Raw genomic sequence first — 24,546 nt, 5'->3', positions numbered from 1 at the left:
CTGTAACAACACTCGAGGCCGCCTCGATTCCGCTTTTGTCAGATACAGCTGGGCGTCTGACCACCGCGTTTTCTCGCCGGTGCCGGTTGACCTCCCTTTGAACGGAAGGCAGGACCATGCACGCCCATTCCACGGGGGAGCGCGGCCGGGTGCGGCCGTTGCGGCCGCTGCTGCTGGCCGCGGTGCTGTTCGTGCTCGCGGGCTGCCTGGTGGCCGCCCCGGTCCCGTTCGGCGCGCTGGCGCAGGCGCAGGCGGCCTGCGCGAACAAGATCGCCTGTGAGAACGAAGCCACCGGCACCGACGACTGGCAGGTCACGAACTTCGACGACACCATCGCCGGGTTCACCACCGACATCAGCGCGACCCCGGGTTCCACGGTCACCTTCAAGATCAAAACGGCCGCACCCGGTTACACCGTGACCATCTACCGGCTGGGCTGGTACCAGGGCAAGGGCGCGCGGTACCTGGGCACCGCGACCAGGAACACCGGCCAGTCGCAGCCCGCCTGCCTGACCGATCCGACCGGGCTGCTCGACTGCGGCAACTGGGCGCCGTCGGTGACCTGGACCGTGCCCGCGAACGCCACCTCTGGGCTGTACTACGCGGTGCTGCGCCGGAACAACCTGACGCCGGAGGAATTGGCCAGCAACCCGCCGGAGAACGAGATCGCCTTTGTCGTCCGCGACGACGCGAGCACCTCGAAGATCCTGTTCCAGACCTCGGACTCAACCTGGCAGGCCTACAACACCTACGGCAACGGCCCGAACCGCGCCGGGAACAGCCTGTACTACACCACCTACGACGAGCCGGCCCCGGGCCAGCCGGCCAATCCGACCGGGCCCGGCCCGCAGGGCTCGGCGTACAAGGTCAGCTACAACCGCCCGCTCTACGGCCAGGGCGACGAGAACTTCATCTTCAACGCCGAGTACCCCATGTTGAAGTTCATGGAGCGCAACGGTTACGACCTGAGCTACACCACCGACGTGGACACCGCCCGGCGCGGCCGCCTGATCAAGAACCACCAGGTGTTCATGGCCGTCGGGCACGACGAGTACTGGTCGAAGGAGCAGCGGTCCCAGGTGGAGGCCGCCCGCGACGCCGGAGTGCACCTGGCCTTCATGACCGGCAACGAGGTGTTCTGGAAGACCCGCTGGGAGCCGAGCATCGCGGGCACGCCGACCGACTGGCGCACCGTGGTCTGCTACAAGGAGACCAAGCACGACGGCAAGATCGATCCGCACCCGGACTGGACCGGCACCTGGCGCGACGCCCGCTACAGCCCGCCGTCGGACGGTGGCAGGCCGGAGAACGCCTTGCTGGGCAACATTTTCACCGTCAACGGCAAGCGGGAGGACTCGCTCACCGTGCCGTCGGCGTACGGCAAGATGCGCCTCTGGCGCAACACCGCGGTGGCGCAGAAGCCCGCCGGTGACGTGTACACCTTCCAGCCGGGCACGCTCGGCTACGAGTGGAATTCCGTGGAGGACAACGGGTTCACCCCGCCCGGCACGGCACAGCTGTCCCGCACCACGGTGACCATGGACGGGTTCTGGGTGCTCCAGAACGAAGGGGACGAATACGGCTCCGGCACCAAAACGCACGCGCTGACGCTGTACCGGCACCCCAGCGGCTCGCTGGTCTTCGGCGCCGGGACCGTGCAGTGGGCCTGGGGACTGGACAACGAGCACGCATTCGGAGAGCACGACCAGACCGCCGACCCGGCGATCCAGCAGGCCACCGTGAACCTGCTGGCGGACATGGGCGTGCAGCCGACCACGCTGATGGCGGGCCTGGTCGCGGCCACCGCCAGCACCGACACCACGCCGCCGGTGGTGGCCATCACCAGCGCGCCGCCGACCACGGTCGGCACCGACTACACCATCGCCGGCACGGTCACCGACGCCGCGGGCAAGGTGGCCGGGGTCGAGGTCTCGGTGGACGACGGCGCCACCTGGCACCCGGGCCTGTGGACCGCGGGCACCACCAGCTGGCAGTACAGGTTCACCCCGGCCACCTCGGGCACGCCGACGGTCAAGGTGCGCGCGGTGGACGACTCGGCGAACCTGTCGCCACCGGTGTCGCGGGTGATCACGGTCAACACGCGGACCTGCCCGTGCAGCATCTGGACCCCGCAGATGGCCCCGGCCAATCCGGCGGCCAACGACGCGGGCGCGATCGAGGTCGGCGTGAAGTGGCGTGCCTCGGCCGACGGTTACGTGCGCGGCATCAAGTTCTACAAAGGACAGGGCAACACCGGCACGCACACCGGCAGCCTGTGGACCAAGGACGGGCAGCTGCTCGGCACCGGCACGTTCACCAACGAAACGGCGACGGGCTGGCAGACGCTGACCCTGCCGACTTCGGTACCGGTGACCGCCGGAGTCACCTACGTGGCCTCGTACTACGCGCCCAACGGGCGGTACAGCGCGGACAACTTCACCTTCACCAACAACGGCGTCTCGCTCGATCCGCTGACCGCGCTCAAGAGCGGCGTGGACGGCCCGAACGGGGTGTTCAAGGGCGGCGGTCCCGGCTTCCCGCAGTCCAGCTACCAGGACACGAACTACTGGGTGGACGTGGTGTGGGCGCTCGATCCCGGCCCGGACACGCGCGCGCCGATGCTGCTGAACACCGCGCCGCTGGCCGGGGAGACCTCGGTGAAGACCGCGAGCCCGCCGGTGTCGGTCACCTTCGACGAGAACGTCGCGCCGAGCACCGTGCAGTTCTCGCTGACCTACCCGGGCGGCACCGAGCCGGGTTCGGTGTCCGTCACCGGCGGCAAGGTGACCTTCACCCCGTCGCTGGCGCTGGACGCGGGCACGGTCTACACCGCGACCGTGCGTGCCTCGGACGCCGCCGGCAACGCGGCCCAGCCGGTGCAGTGGCAGTTCACCACCGGATCACCACGCCCGGCGGCCTGCCCGTGCACGGTCTGGGACGACTTCACCCACCCGGTGAACAAGGCCGATCCGCACGACTCGTCGCCGGTCGAGCTGGGCACGAAAGTGCGCTTCGACGGCAAGGGCAACGTGCTCGGCGTGCGGTTCTACAAAGGACCGGGCAACACCGGCACGCACACCGGCACGCTGTGGAACGCCGCCGGGCAGCCGCTGCGCACCGGCACCTTCGTCAACGAGAGCGCGGTCGGCTGGCAGACGCTGATGTTCAGCTCGCCGGTCGAGGTGCAGGCGAACACCACCTACGTGGTCTCGTACTACGCGCCGAACGGGCACTACGCCGGGGACAATGCGTTCTTCCGCGACACCGGTGCCGACTACGGCGGCATCCGCGCGCTCGGTGAAGGGGTCGACGGCGGCAACGGCGTCTACCGCTACGGCGCCGGTGGCGGCTTCCCGCAGAACTCGTGGGGTTCGACGAACTACTGGGTCGACGTGATCTTCCAGAACGGCCTCAACGGCGACACCACGCCGCCCGCGGTCACCGGCCGCACCCCGGCGTCGGCAGCCACGAACGTGCCGTTGACCTCTGCGGTCAGCGCCACCTTCAACGAGCCGATCGACCCGTCCAGCGTGCAGTTCACCCTGCAGGACCCGGGATTGGCGAAGCTGTCCGGCACGGCGTCGCTGTCCGCCGACCAGAAGACGGTCACCTGGACGCCGTCGGCCCGGCTCGCGCCCGGCACCACCTACACGGCGAACCTGAAGGTGGCCGACGCCAACGGCAACGCCATGCCGTCGCCGACCACCTGGTCGTTCACCACCACAACCACGCCGAGCTGCCCGTGCTCGCTGTTCTCGGCGGCCACCGTGCCGACGGTCCAGGCGGAGAACGACAGCGGCTCGTACGAGCTGGGCGTCCGGTTCAGCTCGTCGGTGCCGGGCACGGTCACCGGGGTGAAGTTCTACAAGGGACCGGGCAACACCGGCACGCACACCGGCAGCCTGTGGACCGCGGGCGGTCAGCTGGTGGCCAGCGGGACCTTCGTGAACGAAACCGCGACGGGCTGGCAGACCCTGCTGTTCGCCACCCCGGTGGGCATCCAGGCCGGTGAGTCCTACATCGCGTCGTACACCGCGCCCAACGGCCACTACTCGGCCGACGGGAGCTACTTCGAGCGGACCGCGGTGACCAGCACGCCGCTGACCGCGGGCGCGACCGGCGGTGACACGCCCAACGGCGTTTACCACGTCGGGCCGGGCTTCCCGCAGTCCTCGTTCCGCGGTGCGAACTACTGGGTCGACGTGGTCTGGCAGCCGGCTCCATGACGGGGCGGCTGACGGTCCTCGTCTCGGGCGTGCCGTGGGACGGGGTGAAGGGCTCGGAGCGCCAGCTCGCCGAGGCCCTCACCGCGCACACGGACGTGCTGTGGGTGGATCCGCCGGTTTCCCCGGCCACGCCCGCGCGGTACCGCGGGCTCGCCGGGGAGGGCAGGCGGTGGCGACCGCGGTCACGGCCGGTTTCCGACCGGCTGACCCGGCTGACCCCGGTCGCCCTGCCGGGCCTGTCGCGGCCGGGCGTGCGCGCCACCACCTGGCCGCTGGTGCGCGCGCAGCTCCGCCGGGTGCTGCGCGGACTGCGGCGGTGGCCGGACACGGTGATCGCGTGCTCTACGCACGACGTGCTGGGGCGGTGGGGCGCGGGCGTGACGAAGGTGCTCTACGGCACCGACGACTGGGTGGCCGGTGCCGAGCTGATGGGCATCGACGTCCAGCAGGTCGTGGCCGGTGAGCGGCGGAACCTGGCCAGGGCGGACGTGGTGCTCGCGGTCGGGCCGGAGCTCGCCGCGCGCTGGCGGGACCACGGCGTGACCCCGGTGGTCTTCCCCAACGGGGTCGATCCCGGCGCCTACGCCGGGATCGACGCGGTGACGCCGATCGAGCTGCCGCCGGGCTTCCCGGACAAGATCGCCGGATTGTGCGGGCAGCTGTCCGACCGGATCGACCTGCGGTTGCTGGAGGCGGTCGCGGACACCGGGGTGGGGCTGCTGCTGGTCGGCCCGCGGGCGCCCGGCTGGCAGCCGGAACGGGTCGGCGCGCTGCTCGCGCGGGACAACGTGCACCACACCGGGCCGGTGCCGTTCGAGCGGCTGCTGCCCTGCCTCGCGCGGTTCGGCGTCGGGCTCACCCCGTACGCGGACACCGCGTTCAACCGCGCGTCCTTTCCGTTGAAGACGCTCGAATACCTCGCCGCGGGCCTGCCCGTGGTGAGCACGGACCTCCCGGCCAGCAGGCGGCTGCAGGCCGAGTTCCGGGAACTGGAGATCACCGGCGACGCCGATTCGTTCGCGCTCGGGGTGCTCGACGCGCTGGCCACCTCGCCCACCCGGGCGCGGGTGGCGGCGCGGCGCGCGTTCGCTCGCCGGCATTCGTGGGCCGCCCGCGCGGCCCACCTGGTGGAACTGCTGGAGATCAGGGAGGGAACCACGTGATTCCGGTGATGCGGCCGATGCTGGGGGACGAGGAGGCCGACGCCGTGGCGGCGGTCGTGCGCTCCGGCTGGGTCGCGCAGGGCCCCAAGGTGGCCGAGTTCGAGCGGGCGTTCGCGGCCAGGGTCGGTGCCGCGCACGGTGTCGCGGTCTCGTCGTGCACCACGGCGCTGCACCTGGCGCTGCACGCCATCGGGGTGGGGCCGGGTGACGAGGTGGTGGTGCCCTCGTTCAGCTTCATCGCCACCGCCAACGCGGTGCGCTACTGCGGCGCGGACCCGGTGTTCGCCGACGTGGACGCGCTGACCGGCAACCTCACGGCGTCCACTGTGGACGAAGTGCTGACCACGCGCACCAAGGCGGTGCTGGCCGTGCACCAGGGCGGCGTGCCCGCCGACGTGGACGCGCTGCGCCGGTTGTGCGGCAGCATCCCGGTGCTCGAGGACGCCGCCTGCGCGGCCGGCTCGACCTATCTCGGCCACCAGGTCGGCGCGGGCGCCCCGCTCGCCGCGTGGTCGTTCCACCCGCGCAAGCTGCTGACCACCGGCGAGGGCGGCATGCTCACCACCGACGACGCCGAACTGGCCGCGCGCCTGCGGCGGCTGCGTGAGCACGGGATGAGCGTGTCGGCGGCGGACCGGCACGCGGCGGGCACCGCGATCGTCGAGCAGTACCTGGAGACCGCGTTCAACTACCGGATGACCGACATCCAGGCGGCGATGGGCCTGGTGCAGCTGACCCGGCTGGAGGCGCTGGTGGCGCATCGGCGGTCGCTGGCGGCGCGGTACCACGAACTGCTGGCCGACGTGCCCGGCGTGCGGCCGCTGCGTGATCCCGCATACGGCAAGACGAACTACCAGACGTTCTGGGTGCTGCTCGACGAGCGCGTGGACCGCAACGCGCTGCTCGGCACGCTGGCCGAAGCCGGGATCTCGGCGCGTCGCGGGATCATGGCGTCACACCTGGAACCGGCCTACGCCGGGCACGCGCACGTCCCGCTGCCGGTCACCGAACGGCTCACGCGGCATTCGCTGATCCTGCCGCTGCACCACGAACTCACCGCAGAGGACCAGCGGTACGTCGTAGGCACGCTCGCCGCCGCGCTGCACCCGGTGGCCAGCCGATGAGGCGGCCGCTGCTGCTCGTGGGCGCCGGTGGCCTGGCCCGCGAGACGCTCGCCGCGGTGCGGGCCGGGACGGACTGGCACCCGCTCGGCGCGCTCGACGACAACCCCGCCACGCACGGCACCCGCATCGACGGGTTGCGGGTGCTCGGACCGTCCACTTTGGTCCACGAGATGCCGGACGCGGCGGTGGTCATCTGCGTGGCCAACGTCCGGCGGCCGTTCGCGCGCCGGGACATCGCCGCCCGGCTGGACCTGCCCGACGAGCGCTACGCCACCGTGGTGCACCCGGCCGCGTCACTGGCTCCCGGCACGGAGGTCGGCGCGGGCTCGATCCTGTTCGCGGGCGTGGTGGTGACCGCGCCGCAGCGGGTCGGCAGGCACGTGCTGGCCATGCCGCACGTGGTGTTCACCCACGACGACGAGGTCGGCGACCACAGCTGCTTCGCCGCGCGGGCGGTGCTCGCCGGTGGCGTCCACATCGGACAGTGCGCGTACCTGGGCCAGGGCGCGCTGGTCCGCGAGTTCACCAAGATCGGCGAGGGCGCGGTGATCGGCATGGGCTCGGTGGTGCTCACCGACGTGCCGGCCGGGCAGACCTGGGCAGGCGTACCGGCGAGACCACTGGGGGAAAAGTGAGGGTGCTGGTCTACCCGCACGCGATGGAGATCGGCGGCTCGCAGCTCAACGCGCTGCAGCTGGCCGGGGCCGTGCGCGACCTCGGGCACGAAGTGACGGTGTTGTCCGAGCCGGGTCCGCTGGTCGACCACGTGCATGAACTGCGACTGCCGCACGTCGAGATCCCCCTGCACCGCCGTCGTCCGTCGGCCTCGGTGGCGCGGCGGATCGGCTCGTTGATCGACGATCTGGGCATCGACGTGGTGCACGGGCACGAGTGGCCGCCGGTGCTGGAGGCCTTGGCGGCCACAGTGTCCAACCCGACCCGGCGGAACACCGCGGTTTTCGCCACCGTGATGTCGATGTCGGTGGTGCCGTTCTTCCCGCGCACGGTGCCGATGACCGTGGGCACCGAGGAGATCAGGGCGGCCGCGCTCGCCGCCGGGCACCGGCGGGTCACGCTGCTCGAACCGCCGGTCGACACCGACGCCGACCGGCCGGAGCTGGAGACGTCGTTCCGCGAGGAGCACGGGCTCGACCCGGCGGTGCCGCTGCTGGCGATGATCTGCCGCCTGGTGCCGGAGCTGAAGCTCGAAGGCCTGCTCGCCGCGTGTGACGCGGTCGGGGAACTCGCCGTGGCGGGCCGGAAGGTGCAGCTGGTGATCGTCGGCGACGGCCGCAGCCGCGATGAGGTCGAGGTGCGCGCGGCACGCGCGAACGAGCTGGCCAGGTCGCGCGTGGTGGTGCTGACCGGCGAGATCAGCGACCCGCGACCCGCCTACGCCGCCGCGGACGTGCTGGTCGGGCAGGGCGGCTCGGCGCTGCGCGGGATGTCGTTCGGCAAGCCGCTGGTGGTGGTCGGCGAGCGCGGGTTCAGCGAGCTGCTGACCCGCGAGACGGCACCACGCTTCCTGTCCGCCGGGTGGTACGGGCAGGGGCCGGGGTCGCGCGGGTCCGGGGTGCCCGGGCTGCGGGACACGCTCGACCACGTGATCGCCAATCCCGTGCTGCGCCAGGAACTCGGCGCGTTCTCGCGGGAGCTGGTGCTCGAGCGGTTCAGCCTGCGTGGCGCGGCCGAGCTGCTCGAACGCGAGTACACCGCCGCGCGGTACGGGCCGCGACCGCTCGGCCCGCTCGCCGCCGACGCGGCCCGCAGCGCCGCCGGGCTGCTCGGTTACAAGCTGCACCGCAAGTACCAGGGCCTGCGTGGCACGGCCCGCACCGACGACGCCAACGCCAACCCGGTTCTTTCCCGCGAGAGGGCAGTCAGATGAGCGGAATCCCCCTGGTCGACCTGGCCGCGCAGCACCGGCAGGTGGCCGACGAGGTCGCCGACGGCTGGGCGGCGGTGCTCAAGGCCACCGCGTTTGTCGGTGGTCCGCAGGTCGCCGCGTTCGAGGCCGAGTTCGCCGCGTTCTCCGGGGTGGCGCACTGCGCCGCGGTCGGCAACGGCACGGACGCGATCGAGCTTTCGCTGCGGGCGCTGGGCGTCGGCCCCGGTGACGAGTGCGTGCTCCCGGCGAACACCTTCATCGCGACCGCCGAAGCGGTGGCGCGCACCGGCGCCACGCCCGTGCTGGTGGACGTCGACGAGCGGACCGCGCTGCTCGACCCGGACCTGCTCGCCGCGCGGATCACCCCGCGCACCAAGGCGATCCTGCCGGTGCACCTGTACGGGCAGACCGCGGCGGTCGAGGACATCCTGCCGATCGCGCGGGCCGCCGGGGCGTTCGTGGTCGAGGACGCCGCGCAGGCGCAGGGCGCCCGGCGTCACGGCGTGGTCGCCGGAGGACTCGGTGACGTCGCGGCGACCAGCTTCTACCCGGGCAAGAACCTCGGCGCCTACGGGGACGGCGGTGCCGTGCTGACGCGGGACGCCGGGATCGCCGAACGCGTCAGGCTGCTGCGGGAGCACGGCTCCCCGCGGAAGTACGAGCACACGACGCTCGGCTTCAACAGCCGCCTGGACACCCTCCAGGCCGTGGTGCTGTCGGCGAAACTGCGCCGGCTCGCCGGGTGGAACGCGGCACGCCGCGCCGCCGCCGCGCGGTATTCGGTGCTGCTGCGCGACGTTCCGGAGGTCCAGCCGCCGGAGGTGCTGCCGGGCAACGAACCCGTGTGGCACCTGTACGTGCTGCGGGTCGCCGAGCGCGACCGGGTCCTCGCGCACCTGCAGGCCAACGGGATCGGCGCGGGCATCCACTACCCGACGCCGGTGCACCTCACGCCCGCCTTCGCTTCGCTCGGCCACCGGCCGGGTGCTTTCCCGGTCACCGAACGGCTGGCCGGGCAGCTGCTGTCGATCCCGCTTTTCCCGGAGATCACCGCGGCACAACAGGAACAAGTGGTGCGAGTGCTGATGGAGGCGGTTCGATGACCGAGGTTCGGGTGCACCCCCACGGGTTGTGCGAAAGCGACCAGGTCGGCGCGGGCACGCGGGTGTGGGCGTTCGCGCACGTGCTGCCGGGGGCGAAGGTCGGCAAGGACTGCAACATCTGCGACGGTGCGTTCGTCGAAGACGGCGCGGTGCTGGGCGACAACGTGACGGTGAAGAACTCGACCCTCGTCTTCCGTGGAGTGACCTGTGAGAACGACGTTTTCCTCGGACCGAACGTGGTGTTCACCAATGACCTGCGCCCTCGCGCGCACATCAAGCGCGGCCCGGATTCGCTGCTGCTGACCAAGGTCCGCCACGGCGCGACGCTTGGCGCGGGCGTGGTGGTGGTGTGCGGCACGGAAATCGGTGAGCACGCCTTCGCCGCGGCCGGTGCGGTGGTCACGGGGGACGTGCCGGCGCACGCCTTTGTCGCGGGCAACCCGGCACGGCAGAAGGGCTGGGTGTGCGAATGCGGTGAGCCGCTGGACGCCTCGCTGACCTGCGCCGGGTGCCAGTCGGTCTACGAACACCGCGACGACGGCCGCGGCCTGCGGCGGCGAACGGCATGAGGGCGGCGCGGCAGGCAGCGCTGTGCGGAACCGTGCTGGTCACGCTCGCCTGCGCCCCCGCCGCGCCGGTGTCCACTGGGTCCACCAGCAGGCTCCCGGCACCGGTGACCTTCGCTTCGGTGCCCTGGGAAGGCGGCCCGTCGTACTATTCGGCGTTCGACAAGGCCGCCGCCTGGACCGACCCGTCGTTCTTCCCCATCGGCGTCTGGTTCGAATCGGTGCTCGCCCCGAAGGACACCGAGATCGACAAGGCCGCCGGGATCAACACCTACTTCGAACTGACCGCGAACAGCTCGCTGCCGCTGGTGCGCGAGGCCGGGATGCACGCCCTTCCCAGCGGTCCCAACGCCGAAGCCGGGCCGGAGACGGTCGGCTGGACGCTCACCGACGAACCCGACATGTGGGCGGGGCCGGGCCACGGCACCTGGACCGGGAACTCCCCCGGCCAGGGTGAGGTGTGCGTCGGCGGCCCGTGCGGGTACACCGTGCTGAAGTCCCTTTTGGACAAGCTGCCGCCCGACGGCCGCCTGCGTTATGCGAACTTCGGCAAGGGCGTGATGTTCTGGGAGACCGACGAGCAGGCGCGGCCGTTCGTCAACGACTACACCACCGCGGTGTCGGCGGATCTGTACTGGTACACGGATCCGAACATCTGCACGTCGCCGTCGGAAGGCCCGGCGATCGGGGTGCCGCCGTCACAGTGCCGGGTGGCGTCCAACTACGGGCGCACCATGGACCGGATGCGGTCGCTCGACCAGGCCGACGGGGAGCTGCAGCCGATCTACGCCCTGATCGAAACCGGCCACCCGTTCACCGAAGCGGATTCGCCCACCATCACCGGCGAGCAGCTGGCGGGCGCGGTGTTCAACTCCCTGATCCACGAAGCGCGGGGCATCATCTACTTCAACCACAACTTCGGCGGCGAGTGCATCTCACAACACGTGCTGCGCGATGCCTGCGGTGCCGCCATCCGGCCCGCCGTGACCGAGGTGAACCGGCGGATCACCGAGCTGGCGCCGGTGCTGAACACGCAGTCGCTGGTGCACCGGTTCAGCCCGGACCTGGACACCATGTTCAAGCGACACGACGGCGCCACCTACATCTTCGCCATGCCAGGCCAGGGAAGTGCGCCGGGCGCGCACACGCTGACCCTGCCCGCCGGACTGGGCGGTGAGGCGACCGTGCTGTTCGAAAACCGCAGCATTCCCGTGGTGAACGGCACCCTCACCGACACCTTCACCGCCGAACACAGCTACCACGTCTACAAAATCACCGGAGGTTAGGCGTCAGCGCAATTCGCGCAGCACGTGACGCAGCCGCCACACAAAGGGAACGTAGGCGAGCAAACCAAGACCAATACCCAAGAACAACTGCAACGCCGACGGCTCGGTGACAAACCGCACGCCGAACATCACCACCACCATCGCCACCACCCCCACCACCGGCCGCCACAACGCCACGCCCAACGCCCGCAGCGAAACGCCCGTCCGCCGCACCATCCACGCGAAAGCGGGCAGGATCACCAGCGCGGCCACCAACGCGTGCATCGCCGCCACCCCCGCGATGCCGTCCACCAACGCGCCCACCGGCAACGCGACCGCCAGCGCCAGGAACCACCCCACCTGCAACCACAGGCAGACCCGCGACTTGCCCAGCGCCACCAGGAAGTCGTAACACAGCTCGGCGAAAACCCGTACCACGCCCAGGATCGCCAGGAACTGCACCACAGCCGCCGCCGTGGCCCACTTGGCCCCGTACAAAGTGGTCACCGCGGGCAAGGCCAGCACCCCCAGCGCCGCGCACACCGGCAGCGTCGGCACCGCCAGCAGCACGGCCAGCCGCGTCAGCGCCTCCCCGCGCGTAGCCACCTCGTCCTGCACCCGGGCGAAAGCCGCCAGTGAAACCCGGCGCATCACCACGGAAAACGTGTTCACCGGCCAGCTCGACAGGTTGAACGCGACCACGTAGAAGCCCAGCGCCGTGACGTCCAGCAGCCGCCCGATCACCACGTAGTCCACGTTCAGCATGGCAAAAACGACAAAGCTCGCCGCCGCCAGCGGCAGCCCGAACGCCAGCAGTTCCCGCGCCTGCCGCCGGTCGAACCCCGGCCGCGGCCAGTAGTCGACCAGCTTCAGCAACATCAACGCCGACAACGCGTTCCCGGCCAGCTGCCCCCACGCCAGGCTCCACGCCCCCGCGCCGTCGAGCGCCAGCGTCACCGTCAGCCCGCACGTCACCACGAGGTTCAGCAGGTCCGCGGCGAGTTGCGCGCCCTGCCGGAACGCCCGGTTCACCAGCTGCACCGCGGTCGCGGTGACCCCGTCGATGAGCACCGACACGCACAGCAATCGCAGCACGCCCACCGCCTCCGGTGAGCCCATCGCCTCGGCGAAGGCGGGCGCGCCGAACCAGCACCCGGCGTACAGCAGCGCGCTGGACACCGTCGAAATCGTGGTCACCGTCGGCGCGATCGTGCGTGGATCGCCCTGCCACCGCACGATCGCCAGGCTCACGCCCAGCTCGTTCAGCGACAGCACGGCCTGCAGGGCCACCAGCGCCACCGCGAACACCCCGAAGTCCTCCGGCGCCAGCAACCTGGCCAGCAGCAACGAGACGAAAAACCCGCCGAACTTGCCGAGCACCGTGTTCAGCAGGCTCAGCACCAGCGCCCGCCGGACCTTCGGCGGCGCCTCGTCCTGGGTGGTCATTCCGCTCCCGCCTTCAGGCTCGCCTTGAACTTCTGCGTCCAGGTCACGCGGCCGATCCGAGCCGGCGGCGGGTTCTCCGCACGCGCGATCCGCAGCAGCGCACCGCACAGCCCCACGGAGAAGAAGCTGAGCCCGGCGATCACGCTGAAGCTCAGCAGGTCGAAGGTGGCCGCCGAGATCAACGCGATGAGCATCGCCGAGATCATCGCGCCCGCCAGGCTGCGCAGCTCGCGGTTCCGGCTGATCACGCACACCCGCACCGCCGCGTACAGCCCCACCACGAACATGCCGACGAAGGTGACCAGCCCGATCCAGCCGGTCTCGATCAGCGTCATCAGGTACTGGTTGTCGAGGATCAGGTACTTGTCCGGCAGGAAGGTGCCGAAGCCGCGGCCGGACACCGGGTGCAGCGCGATGTGCCGCCACGCCTCGTCGTAGTCGTCGGTGCGCGAGGTGACGCTCGGATCGGTGTCGATGTTGGCGAAAAGCGCGTAGATCGTGCCGAACAGGCCGGGCACCGCCAGCACCGCGGCCGAGGCGAAGCCGAGCGACATCCCGGCCACCACCAGCCTGCGCCGGCCGCGCACGGTGGCGAGCACCACCAGCAGCACCACCGCGAGGCTGAGGATCGCGGTGCGGGACAACGAAACCAGCGCGCCACCGCCGACCGCGCACAGGCACAGCGCCCACAGCCAGCGCGGCTCGCCGCGGTCCATCGCGCGGAACAGGTAGTGCGCGGCGAACGGGATCGCCAGCGCGCACACCACGCCGAATTCGATCGGGTGGTTCGTGGTGCCGGACGGCCGCCGGAAGCTGGCGCGTTCCGGGTTGCTGTACTCCGAGGTGGCGCGCAGGCCGGGGAAGTTCAGGTACTGCGTCAGGTCGAGGTCCAGCGCGAACTGCACCAGCCCGATGCCCGCGCAGATCGCGATCACCGTGACCAGCACGCGCAGCACGCGGTTCAGCCGCTCGCGCACGGTCACCGTGTCGCAGACAAAAACGCCGAGCGCGGTCATCGCGGTGATCCGGATCATCCCGCTGTCGGCCAAGTTCAGCTCGTCGTCGGGCAGGTACCGCCGGGTCGCGACGCCGTAGGTGATCAGGTTCGCCGCGAGGAAGCAGGCGAGCGCGACGCGGGGTGCGTTGTGCCCCTTGGCCACACCGAGCGTGTCGACCAGCTGGCTGCACAACCACAGCACGCCGAGCAGCGCGGCGAAGGCGATGGTCGGCGCCAGCGTCATCGGGATGCGGGAGAAGACCAGGCGCGCCGGGACGATCAGCAGCATCGCCAGGTAGACGCACACCAGCCCGGCGCCGTCGATCCGCTTCCAGATCGGCTCGGCCAGGGGCGCGGTCGGCACGCCGGTCTCCGTCAGCGTCTTGGCTCGGACTGCAACGGCCCGACGCTCGCGATGAAAACGGTCGCGTCGTCGTCCGGCTGCCCGTTCTCCAGCCGCGGCCGTGCGGGCTCGCCCTTCCCTTCCTCACGACGGCGCCGCATCGCGCGCGCCACGCTGTCGAAGGCGAACGTGCCCGCGAGGGTGAGCAGCAGCGACAGCACGAGCGCGGCCCCGGCGAACCGGATCTTGCCGCCGGTCAGCGGTTCGGGCTGGGTGGGCTGCACCAGGTCCTGCACCTTGATGAAGGTCGACTCGGGTGCCTGCACGGCGCGCTGCCGGTTGTCCAGCTCGGTCCTGGCCCGCTCCAGCACCCGTGCCACCAGGTCGCGGCTCTCCTGTTCGGAGGTGGCTTCGGTGGTGACGAACACGAAGGGCCCGTTGGTCTGGCCGTTGTTGGCCAGATAGGTGCTACCCGATTCCGGCCCGGCGCCGACCTGCTCCTTGGTCTGGGGGTCGTTGAGGATCTGGGAGACGATCTGCGCGGAGATGACCAGGCTGCCGTCGAAGGAGAGCAGGGGGTTGGTGAGGGAGCCGGTGGTGTCCTCGGCGGAAACCTTGGCACCGGTGGAGGGGGCGGTCAGGACCAGCGTGCCGGACGAGCTGTAGCGGGTGGGGATGGAGAGGTAGGTGAACGCGGTCAGCCCGAGCGCCACCGCGAGCGCGGGCAGTACCACGTACCACCGCCTGCGGGCGAGCTGAACGAATCCCCAGAAGTCCATCTACCCCTCCACGAGCCGGTCCTGGGGCGCCCAGGCGTCACTGGTGTAGTCGCACCTCGCGAGGATTCGTTACCGCTGCTCAGGGGGTTCGGTGGAGGTTGCCGATCGCCATGTCGAGCACCTGACGCGCGGCTTCGCAGGGATCCTTCGTACCGACGTTCTGCTTCGACAACGACACCGATGCCTCCACCGTCGACTGATCCGACGTGCCCACCGCGACATGGCACTCGCCGTGTGTCATGGTTTCGTCGTTAGTGCCCCAGGCGACCGCCGGGTAACCCCGAACGGGGGTCATTTCCTTGAAGAACTTGTACCTGTGGTCCTTCGCTGCGGCGTAGATGGCGGTGAGGCCGTTGTCGGTGATCTTCGGGAAGTCGACCGCAACGGAGGCCTGCGACTCGTAGCTGTACCACCGGCAACCCGGGCCACCGCGGTCGCCTCTGACTTCGTTGATGTCAGTGCCGAGCAGGCCGGTGACCTGCGCATCAGTGAGCATTTCACACGGCTGCGCTTCCGCCCCACTGGTATCGAGCGGGTTCTCCACCTTCGGCGCACCAAACCCGGGAACCCCCGCTTCGACCGACCCCGCTAGCGGCTTACCAGGCACGTCCTTGCCCCCGCAGCCACTGAGCAGCAGCACCAGGCAAAACACGCTCCAGGTGACGCGGCGCATCTACAGCGAACCCCCTCGCTTACCGGTTCGTCAGTTGGACCCTTGAATATTGCCGATCACCATGTCCAACACCTGATGCGCCGCCTCACACGGATCCTTCGTACCGATGTTCTGCTTCGACAACGTCACGGTTGCTTCCACGGTGGCCCGGTCGGACGTCCCCACGGCAACGTTGCACACGCCCCTTGTCATGGTGTCGTCATTGGTGCCCCAGGCCACCGCCGGGTAGCCCCGAACGGGGGTCATTTCCTTGAAGAACTTGTACGTCTGGTCATTCGCCGCAACGTAGATCGCAGTGAGACCGTTGTCGGTGACATTCGGGACCCCGACTGCGACCGACGCGGACTGAGACCCGTATCGGTACCACCTGCAGGTCGGGCCCGAGCGATCATCCCGGGTCTCGTTGATGTCAGTGCCGAGCAGGCCGGTGACCTGCGCATCGGTGAGCATTTCGCACGGCTGCGCTTCCGCCCCACTGATGTCGAGCGGGTTCTCCACCTTCGGGGCACCGGAAACATCTGCTGCTGGTTCGCTGGGCGGCGGTGAGGGTTCGATCGCGCCCGCGGTGGGCACGGTCGGCGTGCCAGGCACGTCGTTGCCTCCGCAGCCACTGAGCAGCAGGACCAGGCAGGCTGCCCAGCACAGGTTCCGGGTCGAGCGGCGCATCTAGAGCGAACCTCCTTGGTTGCCGATCTGGTCACCGGCACTGGCTTCGGCCTCGGCGTATTGCCCGGCGGCCGCGCGAAACTTCTCGGCCTGGGACCGGCAGTATTCGATCCGGCTCCACAGCGCGGACAGGAGCGCTTCCCCCGATTGACGTACGCACAGGGCGTTGTCCCCCGATGCGTATTCGGCACCAGGCCCCTCCACCCGCGCGAGCCGCTCGGCTAGCAATATGTCCCCCGTGTAGGCCTCCGCCAGGTCATCCCACTCTCGGGCGATTTCGTTCAGTTGATCGGGTTCGAACGAGTAGCCACCCGAAGGCGCCCCCGCGGAACTGCCGGTGGCATGTGCCAGTTTACCCAGGTCTCCAACCGCGTCGCCCAGTTGGTCCAGGAAGCCGCCGCTTCCGGGTGGGGTGTCGGGCGTGGTCAAGCTGGTCTCCTCCCCCGAGGCCATCGGCGACCGACGGGTCACCATCCGAACGCCGTACGTAACTTACACGCCGCCGCCCGGGCTTGTCCGCCGTTCAGCTGATCAGGGCGCCACGGCCGTCGCGAGCAGGTTGTCCCGGAAGCGAGGGACGCGCAGCAGGGGCTTGCCGACGCGCATCAGCAGCCGGTCCGTGCGGCGGTGCGGGACGTGCGCGAACTCCCGCAGTTCCAGCTCGATGTCGGCGAAACCGGCCCGTTCGATCTGCCAGCGCAGGTGCTCGGCCGAGTACTCCAGCACGTGCCCGCAGCCGCGATCGCCCGGGGTGTCGAAGTGGTCGAAGATCGGCCGCCCGAGCGCCAGGTAGACGACGTTCCGCAGCCGGTACAGGTTCGGCGTGGTGCAGATCAGGTGCCCGCCGGGGCGCAGCATGGCCCGCAGCCGCCGCAGCGCGACGTGCCCCGGCACCGGCAGGTGCTCGATCACCTCCGACAGCAGGATCACGTCGAACCGGCGATCGCCGCCGCTTTCGTCGAGCGCCAGGTTGAAGCGGAAGGTCTCGATGCCCTGCTCGGCCAGGGTCGGGAAGCACGCGTCGGTGATGTCGGCGACGGTCGCGCGATCGGACCACAGGTGCCGCGCCATCGCGGCCAGCTGCCCGCCGCCGACCTCCAGCACGTCCACCGGCTCGCCCGGCGCCAGCGCGGCGAACCGGTGCAGCACGGCTTCGTACCTGCTCTGGTACCGCGGGTAGTACCGCGGTTCCTCCTGCCACCGCCCGGCGAGCACCACCTGCTCGAAGGCGCGGGCGAAGTCCTCGGAGCCGAATGCGCGCATGCTCAGTCCTGTCTGGTCGCGGCCACGCACGCCCGCAGGGCCGTGTGCCGGTTTTCGGGTGAGGTACCGGACTTCGCGGAGATCATCACGGCCAGCGCGTCCGGGGCGAGGCGGCCGGCGAACTCCAGCGCACCGGCTTCGTCGAGCGGGGTGGTGTCCCAGTAGGTGTGGCAGTACAGCGAATCCGACGGCACCCGCGGCACACCACCGAGCACCTCGTCGGCGAACACGCCATACAGCACGAACTCCGAGATGTGCAGCCGCCCGGTGAACAGGTCCAGCCAGCTCTTGCCGCTGACCTCCTGAATGCGTTCCTGCAGCAACCGGACCACGGCGGGTTCCCACACGTTGAACGGGCTGACGTAGTCCGGCAACGGCAGTCCCGGCGACGGCGGCAGCCCGAGCAGCTCACGCGCGACGGCGTGCCAGCGCACGTGCCGCGGCATGCCCGCGTGCACCGCGTTCTCCGCGCGGAAGAGCCCGATCCGGCCGTTGACCGCGAAACTTTCCGCCGTGGTGCGGCGGACGAGCACCACGTCGGAGTCCATCATCAGCACGGCACGGACGTCGAACCGCGCGGCGGCCGCCAGCTTCACCGCCTGCTGCAGCACCCAGCCGCGCACCGGCGGCCACGGCCGCCTCGCGTTGAGCCAGATCCCCGCCTTCGGCGTGGCCAGGTACCGCTTCGGCAGCAGCTCGGGGTATGTCCAAATGCGACACCGATCGCCCTCGAACCGGGCAAACAAAGCGCGATCTGCGGGCGGCACCACCACGTGGTGCACCGCGTCGGTGTGGTCGAGCACGGACCGGTGCAGCGCTTCGAACAGCGGCGCGTCCGGCGCGTAACTCGGCGTCAGCACGGCAAAATCGGTCATCCGGCGCATTCCCGTCTCAGTACGGCCATCAAGGCGGCGCGGTGCCCGGCGTCGCGGAACCGCAGGAGTTCGTGCAGCACCACCAGTGAGCGGAACATCGCGACCGCGACCCGCCCGTGGTATTTGGCGAAGTACCGCACGCGGTTGACCGCGAGCAGCGCGGTCAGCGCGGGCCCGGAGCCCGAACCACCACCGCGGTGGACCACCGTGGCCTCGGGCACAAAAACCGTGCGCAGGCCGGTGGCGCGGACGCGGCGGAAGAAATCGACCTCTTCGGAGTACAGCCAGAACCTTTCGTCCCAGTCCCCGACCAGTGCACGGCAACGCGCGGTGATCAGCAGGGCCGCGCCACACGCCCATTCGGGATCGGCGGCCCCCGGCCGGTACGCGCTTTCGGCCCATTCCGTCTCGCTCCACCCGGCGGGCAGCCACGCCGCCCGGCGGCCGAGCAGGGCGTCGGCCAGCGCACGCCGCCGGGACGGCTCGAAGCGGCGCGACCGGGCCACTGCCCCGTCCGCCGTCCTGAGCGCCGGCACCGCCACGCCCACTCCCTCCCCGGCCGCGCGCACCAGCGCGGCCACCGACTCAGCGTCCACAGTGGAATCCGGATTCAGCACCAGCACCGCGTCGTCGGCGCCGACGTGGCGCCAGGCCACGTTGAGCGCCCCCGCGTACCCGAGATTGGCCCCGGTTTCGACCACCCGCGCCCCCGCCGCCCTGGCCACGGCGGCGGAGCCGTCGCCGGAGTCGTTGTCCACCACCAACGCGGGCAGTTCCGCTTCGGCGAGGCCCGCGAGCAGCGCGGGAAGGTCACGGGCACTGTTGTGGGTCACGACCACCGCAACCGGCATGCCCGGCTAATCGGGAGGTTTCGGCGGCCCGTTACGAAGGATGCCGATCCGAGACCTGGCGGCCGATAACGGCACGCGCCCGATAATCGATGCAACAGCCGGACGAAAGGCGCCGGCTGGTGTACCTCACTACGCGGAACGGACCACCGGTCACCGAAAAGCCGGTGACCGGCGGAAAACTGCCGTCGACGGTGTTCGCGCTGGGCGCGGTCAGCCTGCTCACCGACGTCTCCGCCGAAATGATCACCGCGTTCCTGCCGGTCTACCTGCTGTACACGCTGCAGCTCGGTTATGTCCAGTTCGGACTGCTGGACGGGCTGTACAACGGGGCCACGGCGATGCTGCGGCTGCTCGGTGGTTTTGTGTCCGATCGCCTGCGCCGCCCGAAACTGGTCGCCATGGCCGGGTACGGCGCCTCCGCGCTGGCGAAACTGGCCTTTCCGCTGGCCGGTGCCTCGGGTGCGGGCATCGGCGGGGTGCTGGCCTTCGACCGCGCGGGCAAGGGCCTGCGCACCGCCCCGCGCGACGCGCTGATCACGCTGGCCACCCCGCCGGGCAGGCTCGGCCGCGCGTTCGGGGTGCACCGGGCGATGGACACCTTCGGCGCGTTGCTCGGCCCGTTGGTCACTTTCTGGATCCTGGCGGAACTGGGCACCGGCGCTTCCCCGGTTTTCGCGGTCAGCTTCTGCTTTGCCGTGCTGGGCTGCATCGTGCTGGCCACCTTCGTCCGCGAGCACGTGCCGCCGTCACCAAAACCGGCGCGCTCGCCGGTGTCGTGGCGTGCCTGCGCCGGGTTGCTGCGTGACCGCCGCGTCCGCCGGATCACGCTCGCCGCCGGGCTGCTCGGCCTGGTCACCATCAGCGACGCCTTCGTTTTTGTGGTGCTGCAGAAGACCTCCGGCGTGCCGCTGGAACTGCTGCCGCTGCTGCCGCTGGGCACCGCGCTGGTATTCCTCACCGCGGCCGTGCCGATGGGGCTGGCCGCCGACCGGTTCGGGCGCTGGCCGGTGTTCTTCGCCGGGCACGTGGTGCTGCTCGGGGTGTACGCGGTGCTGCTGGTGCCGGGCGGCGGTTTCCCGGTCGCGATCGCCGCGCTGCTCGGGCACGGCCTGTTCTACGCGGCCACCGACGGCGTGCTGATGGCCTGCGCCGGGCCGCTGGTGCCGGAGCCGTTGCGGGCGAGCGGGCTGGCCGTGGTGCAGACCGGGCAGGCCGTGGCGCGCCTGCTTTCCTCGGTGGGCTTCGGTTTCCTGCTGGCGGCGATGTCCATGCGCGCGGCGGTGCTGCTGGTGCTGGCCGCCTTTGTGCTCGCGCTGGCCGGGGCCGCGCTGCTGCTGCGACGTCGGAGGCCGGATGCGCTGGCTGCGTGAACACCGGGTGGCGGCCGGGATCGTGTCGATGCTGCTGGTGGTGCTGGCCGGGGGCGCGTACGTCTTCTGGACGTCGGCGAGCGAGCGCGGCGGCGCCTCGGCGAGCGCGGCCGGGCCCGGTGACCTGCTGTTCATCGACCAGTCCGACGGCCGGGACGTGGTGCAGCGGGTGCGGATGGCCGATCCCGGCGGGCCGCGGCAGGACACCGCCGAACGCTGCCAGCGGGTGTATTCGGCGGGCGGCACCACGGTGTGCCTGCGCCTGGCCGGGCCCGGCCCCAGCTACGAGGTCGCCGTGCTCGGCGCGGACGGCAGGCTCCTGCGCACGCTGGGCCTGGCCGGGATCCCGAACCGCGCCCGGGTTTCGGCCTCCGGCCAGATCGTCTCGTGGACCTCGTTCGTCACCGGTGACTCCTACGCGGTTCCCGGCGGGTTTTCCACCCGCACCGGGGTGCTCGATCTGCGCACGGGCGCACTCGTGGAGTCACTGGAGGACTTCTCCACCACGGTGGCCGGAGAACCACTGCTCTCGGCGGATCGCAATTACTGGGGCGTGACGGTCGCCGGTGATGATCGCACCTTCTACGCGACGGTTTCTTCCCAGAACCGAACGTGGTTGGTGAAAGGCGATCTGCCCACCAGAACCATGCAGGAAGTGCGACCTGGACCCGAATGCCCGTCACTTTCACCCGATGGCACCAAAGTGGCCTACAAAAAGCGAGTGGGCAGGCTGGGTTCGTGGGAACTCGCGGTACTCGATCTGACCAGCCGTCACGAGCAGGTTCTGCCCGGTACAACGGGAATCGACGACCAGGCGGTCTGGCTGAACGACACCCGGTTGGCCTATGGACAGGTTCCCGGCGACGGTCGGAAATCTTCCGTCTTCGCCGTTCCCGCCGATGGTTCGGCCCCGCCGGAACTGCTGGTCGCCGACGCGTCCTCACCGGTTCCGCTGCGCTGAACGAACCACTGTAACGTTTCCGGGTCCCGGTCGACTAAATTCCCGGCGGCCGCATTCGCACCCGGTCGCGCAATTCCCTTCTCCCGGAATTCGAGGCGGCGTGCATGACTGCTGAGCTGGTCGGCGTTCGGACTAGTCCGGAAAGAGCAAAGGTCGGTGTGCTGGAAATAGCGGCGCTGACCGAAACCGATCTCATCGACCACGTCGGCCACGCGTGGACCCGCGGGGACGGCGGCTGGATCGTCACCGCGAACGTGGACATCGCCCGCGCGGCCGCCCGCCGCCCCGAACTCGCCGCGCTGATCGGCCAGGCGGACCTGGTGATCGCCGACGGCATGCCGCTGGTGTGGGCCGCGCGGATCGCCGGTGACCACCTGCCGGAGCGGGTCACCGGTTCCTCGCTGGTGTTCTCGCTGTCCGCCGCCGCGGCCGCCGCCGGTCGCTCGGTCTACCTGCTCGGCGGCGAACCCGGGGTGCCGGACGCCGCCGCCGACGCATTGACCGCGCGGTACCCTGCGCTGAAGGTGGCCGGGGCGCACTCGCCGTCGTTCGGCTTCGAGCGCGACCCGGGCGAACTGGCCGAAGTGATCGAGGCCGTGCGCGGCGCGAACCCGGACCTGGTGCTGGTCGGGCTCGGCTTTCCCAAGCAGGAACACCTGATCCGGCGATTGCGCGAGGTGCACCCCGACGCCTGGTACGTCGGCTGCGGAGCCGGGATCCCGATGGCCGCCGGCGAGTTCAGCCGGGCCCCCGAACGGCTCCAGCGCCTCGGCGGCGAGTGGCTGCACCGGCTGGCGCTGGAGCCGAAGCGGCTGGCCCGCCGGTACTTCGTCGACGACGCGCCGTTCGCCCTGCGCCTGCTGGCCGGGGCCGCCCTCCGGCGGGTGAGGGGATGACCGAACCGCTCGCCGTGGTGGTGGTGACCTACCACAGCGCGGACGTGCTGCCCGAGTGCCTGGCGTCGGTACGGACAGCGCTGGACGGCATCGAAAACGCGCGGATCATCGTGGTGGACAACAACTCCGGCGACCACACGCTCGACGTCACAAGATCCGCCTGCCCGGAAGCCGAGATCGTCCAGCTGCCCGAGAACCGCGGTTTCGCCGCCGGGGTGAACGCCGGGATCGACGCGGCCGGTGGGGCCGACGTGCTGGTGCTCAATCCGGACATCCGCCTCGAACCCGGCGCGATCCGGGCCCTGCGGGACGCGGTGACCGTGCCGGGCACCGGCATCGCGGTGCCGTTGCTGCTGGACAAGATCGGGCGCCCGGCGTTCTCCCTGCGCCGGAAGCCGACCGCCCTGCGTGCACTGGGTGAAGCCCTGCTCGGCGGCACCAGGGCCGGGCTCGTCCCGGCCTTCGGGGAGCTCGTCGTCCGGCACAGCCGCTACCGCGAACCGGGCACCGCGGACTGGGCGACCGGCGCCGCGTGGCTGGTGTCGCGGGAGTGCCTGGCCGCGACCGGCCGCCTCGAAGAGCGCTACTTCCTCTACTCGGAGGAAACCGAATACATGCTGCGCGCGGGCGATGCCGGTTACGCGGTCCGCTTCGCGCCGCGTGCCGCCGCCACGCACCTCGGTGGCGAGCAGTCGACCTCACCCGAACTCTGGTCGATGGCCACGACGAACCGGGTGCGCCTGCGACGCCAGCGTGCCGGCCGCCTCGCCGCGCTGGCCATGTGGTTCGCCGTGGTGCTCAACGAACTCCTGCGGATCCGCCGCGGGCCGAAGCACCGGCTCGCGTTGCGTGACCTCCTCCGCTGGCGGCGCTGGCCGTCACCGCCGGGCGCGGACATCGGCTACGTCTGCTTTTCCGCGCAGGACTGGTGGTACCACAACAAGGCGCATTCGGACTTCCAGCTGATGCGCGCGGTCGCCGGGAACCGGAAGGTGCTGGTGGTCAACAGCATCGGCATGCGCATGCCGTCGCCCGGCCGCAGCACCCAGGTGACCAGGAAGATCCTGCGGAAGCTGCGCAGCGTGGCGATGCTGGTGCGGCGGCCGCTGCCGGAGCTGCCGGACTTCCACGTGATGTCCCCGCTGCCGCTGCCGTTCTACGGTTCCCCGCTGCTGCGCCGGATCAACGCCGTTGTGGTGCGCGCGCAGGTCCGCGCGGTCAGCGCCGCGCTCGGGCTGCGGCGGCCGGTGCTGATGGTGACCATTCCGACCGCGTGGGACGTGGTGCGGCCGATGGCCCGCCGGTCGCTGGTGTTCAACCGGTCCGACCGGCATTCCGACTTCCCCGAAGCCGACCGGGCGACCATCGAGGAACTGGAACGCGGGCTGCTGCGCGAGGCCGACGCCGTGCTCTACGTCAGCCAGGCGCTGATGGACGAGGAGCGCCCGCTGACCGGCGAGCGCGCGCACTTCCTCGACCACGGCGTGGATTTCGACCACTTCCGGCCGCGGCCCGCCTCCGAGCAGCCCGCCGATCTGCGCCGGATCCCCGGGCCGCGGCTCGGCTTCTTCGGCGCGCTCGACGACTTCGTGGTCGACTTCGAACTGCTCGAACGCGTGGCCGCCGAACTGCCGGAGGCCTCGCTGGTGCTGATCGGCGATGCGAGCCACCCCATGGACCGGTTCGACAAGTACCCGAACGTGTACTGGCTGGGCTTCCGCGCGTACGAAACCATTCCGGCGTACGGCTCCGGATTCGACGTCGCGCTCATGCCCTGGCAGGACAACCCATGGATTCACCACTCGAACCCCGTCAAGCTCAAGGAATATCTTGCGCTCGGGCGGCCCGTGGTCAGCACGGGATTCGCCGAACTGGCGAAGTACGAAGGCCGCGTGCGGGTGGCGCCGGGCCACGCCGAGTTCGTCGAAGCGGTCCGCGAGAGCCTGCGCCTGGGCGGGTTGTGCACTCCGGAGCGGCTCCGAGCCTCGGTCGCCGGCTACTCGTGGCGCTCCCGTGCGGCGGCGCTCACCGAAATCGCCGAGAGGGCCCGTACCTGACCCGCGAGGGCAAGCTGCTGCTGGCGCTCGCGGC

At 70.6% G+C, this 24,546-nt stretch carries 21 protein-coding genes; 12 read left to right on the top strand and 9 right to left on the bottom strand.

The window, feature by feature from the left end:
• The first annotated feature begins 116 nt into the window (after positions 1 to 116).
• Genes A4R43_RS33780 through A4R43_RS33745 form a run of 8 tightly spaced genes read left to right on the top strand, consistent with a single transcriptional unit; the run spans position 117 to position 11,356 of the window.
• Positions 117 to 4,226 (top strand): DUF4082 domain-containing protein, encoded by a 4,110-nt coding sequence (locus A4R43_RS33780; protein ID WP_113695797.1) that lies wholly within the window; start codon positions 117 to 119, stop codon positions 4,224 to 4,226.
• On the top strand, positions 4,223 to 5,389 hold the full coding sequence (locus A4R43_RS33775) for a glycosyltransferase family protein (protein ID WP_113695796.1): 1,167 nt from the start codon (positions 4,223 to 4,225) through the stop codon (positions 5,387 to 5,389). The genes A4R43_RS33780 and A4R43_RS33775 overlap by 4 nt, the downstream gene beginning before the upstream one ends.
• The gene (locus tag A4R43_RS33770) at positions 5,386 to 6,513 is read left to right on the top strand and encodes a DegT/DnrJ/EryC1/StrS family aminotransferase (RefSeq protein WP_236808448.1); all 1,128 of its coding nucleotides are present in this window, start codon (positions 5,386 to 5,388) and stop codon (positions 6,511 to 6,513) included. The genes A4R43_RS33775 and A4R43_RS33770 overlap by 4 nt, the downstream gene beginning before the upstream one ends.
• The gene (locus tag A4R43_RS33765) at positions 6,510 to 7,148 is read left to right on the top strand and encodes a NeuD/PglB/VioB family sugar acetyltransferase (protein WP_113695795.1); all 639 of its coding nucleotides are present in this window, start codon (positions 6,510 to 6,512) and stop codon (positions 7,146 to 7,148) included. Before A4R43_RS33770 ends, A4R43_RS33765 begins: the two co-directional genes overlap by 4 nt.
• Positions 7,145 to 8,401 (top strand): glycosyltransferase, encoded by a 1,257-nt coding sequence (locus tag A4R43_RS33760; protein ID WP_113695794.1) that lies wholly within the window; start codon positions 7,145 to 7,147, stop codon positions 8,399 to 8,401. Before A4R43_RS33765 ends, A4R43_RS33760 begins: the two co-directional genes overlap by 4 nt.
• Complete coding sequence (locus tag A4R43_RS33755; protein ID WP_113695793.1) at positions 8,398 to 9,504, top strand: DegT/DnrJ/EryC1/StrS family aminotransferase; 1,107 nt, start codon at positions 8,398 to 8,400, stop codon at positions 9,502 to 9,504. The genes A4R43_RS33760 and A4R43_RS33755 overlap by 4 nt, the downstream gene beginning before the upstream one ends.
• On the top strand, positions 9,501 to 10,073 hold the full coding sequence (locus A4R43_RS33750) for an acyltransferase (RefSeq protein WP_113695792.1): 573 nt from the start codon (positions 9,501 to 9,503) through the stop codon (positions 10,071 to 10,073). Before A4R43_RS33755 ends, A4R43_RS33750 begins: the two co-directional genes overlap by 4 nt.
• Positions 10,070 to 11,356 carry a hypothetical protein gene (locus A4R43_RS33745; protein WP_162788683.1) on the top strand — a complete coding sequence of 429 codons (1,287 nt, stop codon included), beginning with the start codon at positions 10,070 to 10,072 and terminating at the stop codon, positions 11,354 to 11,356. Before A4R43_RS33750 ends, A4R43_RS33745 begins: the two co-directional genes overlap by 4 nt.
• 3 nt (positions 11,357 to 11,359) lie before the next feature.
• Here A4R43_RS33745 and A4R43_RS33740 read toward each other — a convergent pair whose 3' ends face one another.
• From A4R43_RS33740 to A4R43_RS33700, 9 genes are all read right to left on the bottom strand, one after another.
• Positions 11,360 to 12,781 (bottom strand): lipopolysaccharide biosynthesis protein, encoded by a 1,422-nt coding sequence (locus A4R43_RS33740; protein ID WP_113695790.1) that lies wholly within the window; start codon positions 12,779 to 12,781, stop codon positions 11,360 to 11,362.
• Positions 12,778 to 14,142 carry an O-antigen ligase family protein gene (locus A4R43_RS33735; protein WP_113695789.1) on the bottom strand — a complete coding sequence of 455 codons (1,365 nt, stop codon included), beginning with the start codon at positions 14,140 to 14,142 and terminating at the stop codon, positions 12,778 to 12,780. The genes A4R43_RS33740 and A4R43_RS33735 overlap by 4 nt, the downstream gene beginning before the upstream one ends.
• 11 nt (positions 14,143 to 14,153) lie before the next feature.
• Positions 14,154 to 14,900 (bottom strand): hypothetical protein, encoded by a 747-nt coding sequence (locus tag A4R43_RS33730; protein ID WP_113695788.1) that lies wholly within the window; start codon positions 14,898 to 14,900, stop codon positions 14,154 to 14,156.
• A gap of 79 nt (positions 14,901 to 14,979) precedes the next feature.
• Positions 14,980 to 15,573, bottom strand: coding sequence for a DUF3558 domain-containing protein (locus A4R43_RS33725; RefSeq protein WP_113695787.1), 594 nt, complete (start codon positions 15,571 to 15,573; stop codon positions 14,980 to 14,982).
• A 30-nt stretch (positions 15,574 to 15,603) separates the two neighbouring features.
• Positions 15,604 to 16,239, bottom strand: a complete 636-nt coding sequence (locus tag A4R43_RS33720; RefSeq protein WP_113695786.1) for a DUF3558 domain-containing protein — start codon at positions 16,237 to 16,239, stop codon at positions 15,604 to 15,606.
• The gene (locus A4R43_RS33715; protein WP_162788682.1) at positions 16,240 to 16,668 is read right to left on the bottom strand and encodes a hypothetical protein; all 429 of its coding nucleotides are present in this window, start codon (positions 16,666 to 16,668) and stop codon (positions 16,240 to 16,242) included.
• Positions 16,669 to 16,770: 102 nt separating this feature from the next.
• Positions 16,771 to 17,502 (bottom strand): class I SAM-dependent methyltransferase, encoded by a 732-nt coding sequence (locus A4R43_RS33710; protein WP_113695784.1) that lies wholly within the window; start codon positions 17,500 to 17,502, stop codon positions 16,771 to 16,773.
• Between the two features lie 2 nt (positions 17,503 to 17,504).
• Positions 17,505 to 18,377 (bottom strand): DUF6492 family protein, encoded by an 873-nt coding sequence (locus tag A4R43_RS33705; protein WP_162788681.1) that lies wholly within the window; start codon positions 18,375 to 18,377, stop codon positions 17,505 to 17,507.
• On the bottom strand, positions 18,374 to 19,210 hold the full coding sequence (locus tag A4R43_RS33700; protein ID WP_162788680.1) for a glycosyltransferase family 2 protein: 837 nt from the start codon (positions 19,208 to 19,210) through the stop codon (positions 18,374 to 18,376). The genes A4R43_RS33705 and A4R43_RS33700 overlap by 4 nt, the downstream gene beginning before the upstream one ends.
• Positions 19,211 to 19,347: 137 nt before the next feature.
• On the opposite strand from A4R43_RS33700, the gene A4R43_RS33695 reads away from it, so the two are divergent.
• From A4R43_RS33695 to A4R43_RS33680, 4 genes are all read left to right on the top strand, one after another.
• Complete coding sequence (locus A4R43_RS33695; protein ID WP_236808446.1) at positions 19,348 to 20,598, top strand: MFS transporter; 1,251 nt, start codon at positions 19,348 to 19,350, stop codon at positions 20,596 to 20,598.
• Complete coding sequence (locus tag A4R43_RS33690; protein WP_113695780.1) at positions 20,582 to 21,559, top strand: TolB-like translocation protein; 978 nt, start codon at positions 20,582 to 20,584, stop codon at positions 21,557 to 21,559. The genes A4R43_RS33695 and A4R43_RS33690 overlap by 17 nt, the downstream gene beginning before the upstream one ends.
• 104 nt (positions 21,560 to 21,663) lie before the next feature.
• Positions 21,664 to 22,455 (top strand): WecB/TagA/CpsF family glycosyltransferase, encoded by a 792-nt coding sequence (locus A4R43_RS33685; RefSeq protein ID WP_113695779.1) that lies wholly within the window; start codon positions 21,664 to 21,666, stop codon positions 22,453 to 22,455.
• Entirely contained in the window at positions 22,452 to 24,512 is a 2,061-nt protein-coding gene (locus A4R43_RS33680) for a glycosyltransferase (protein WP_113695778.1), read from the top strand. Before A4R43_RS33685 ends, A4R43_RS33680 begins: the two co-directional genes overlap by 4 nt.
• Positions 24,513 to 24,546 lie beyond the last annotated feature (34 nt).

It is taken from the genome of Amycolatopsis albispora (assembly GCF_003312875.1).
Classification (GTDB): domain Bacteria; phylum Actinomycetota; class Actinomycetes; order Mycobacteriales; family Pseudonocardiaceae; genus Amycolatopsis; species Amycolatopsis albispora.
This window is presented reverse-complemented; position numbering and strand designations above follow the sequence as displayed.

What these genes read in the sequence shown, in the direction of transcription:
- A4R43_RS33720 (WP_113695786.1), bottom strand. Translation starts at nt 16,239, where the DNA reads ATGCGCCGCTCGACCCGGAACCTGTGCTGGGCAGCCTGCCTGGTCCTG.
- A4R43_RS33755 (WP_113695793.1), top strand. Translation starts at nt 8,398, where the DNA reads ATGAGCGGAATCCCCCTGGTCGACCTGGCCGCGCAGCACCGGCAGGTG.
- A4R43_RS33725 (WP_113695787.1), bottom strand. Translation starts at nt 15,573, where the DNA reads ATGCGCCGCGTCACCTGGAGCGTGTTTTGCCTGGTGCTGCTGCTCAGT.
- A4R43_RS33765 (WP_113695795.1), top strand. Translation starts at nt 6,510, where the DNA reads ATGAGGCGGCCGCTGCTGCTCGTGGGCGCCGGTGGCCTGGCCCGCGAG.
- A4R43_RS33750 (WP_113695792.1), top strand. Translation starts at nt 9,501, where the DNA reads ATGACCGAGGTTCGGGTGCACCCCCACGGGTTGTGCGAAAGCGACCAG.
- A4R43_RS33775 (WP_113695796.1), top strand. Translation starts at nt 4,223, where the DNA reads ATGACGGGGCGGCTGACGGTCCTCGTCTCGGGCGTGCCGTGGGACGGG.
- A4R43_RS33685 (WP_113695779.1), top strand. Translation starts at nt 21,664, where the DNA reads ATGACTGCTGAGCTGGTCGGCGTTCGGACTAGTCCGGAAAGAGCAAAG.
- A4R43_RS33680 (WP_113695778.1), top strand. Translation starts at nt 22,452, where the DNA reads ATGACCGAACCGCTCGCCGTGGTGGTGGTGACCTACCACAGCGCGGAC.
- A4R43_RS33705 (WP_162788681.1), bottom strand. Translation starts at nt 18,377, where the DNA reads ATGACCGATTTTGCCGTGCTGACGCCGAGTTACGCGCCGGACGCGCCG.
- A4R43_RS33710 (WP_113695784.1), bottom strand. Translation starts at nt 17,502, where the DNA reads ATGCGCGCATTCGGCTCCGAGGACTTCGCCCGCGCCTTCGAGCAGGTG.
- A4R43_RS33780 (WP_113695797.1), top strand. Translation starts at nt 117, where the DNA reads ATGCACGCCCATTCCACGGGGGAGCGCGGCCGGGTGCGGCCGTTGCGG.
- A4R43_RS33745 (WP_162788683.1), top strand. Translation starts at nt 10,070, where the DNA reads ATGAGGGCGGCGCGGCAGGCAGCGCTGTGCGGAACCGTGCTGGTCACG.
- A4R43_RS33730 (WP_113695788.1), bottom strand. Translation starts at nt 14,900, where the DNA reads ATGGACTTCTGGGGATTCGTTCAGCTCGCCCGCAGGCGGTGGTACGTG.
- A4R43_RS33690 (WP_113695780.1), top strand. Translation starts at nt 20,582, where the DNA reads ATGCGCTGGCTGCGTGAACACCGGGTGGCGGCCGGGATCGTGTCGATG.
- A4R43_RS33740 (WP_113695790.1), bottom strand. Translation starts at nt 12,781, where the DNA reads ATGACCACCCAGGACGAGGCGCCGCCGAAGGTCCGGCGGGCGCTGGTG.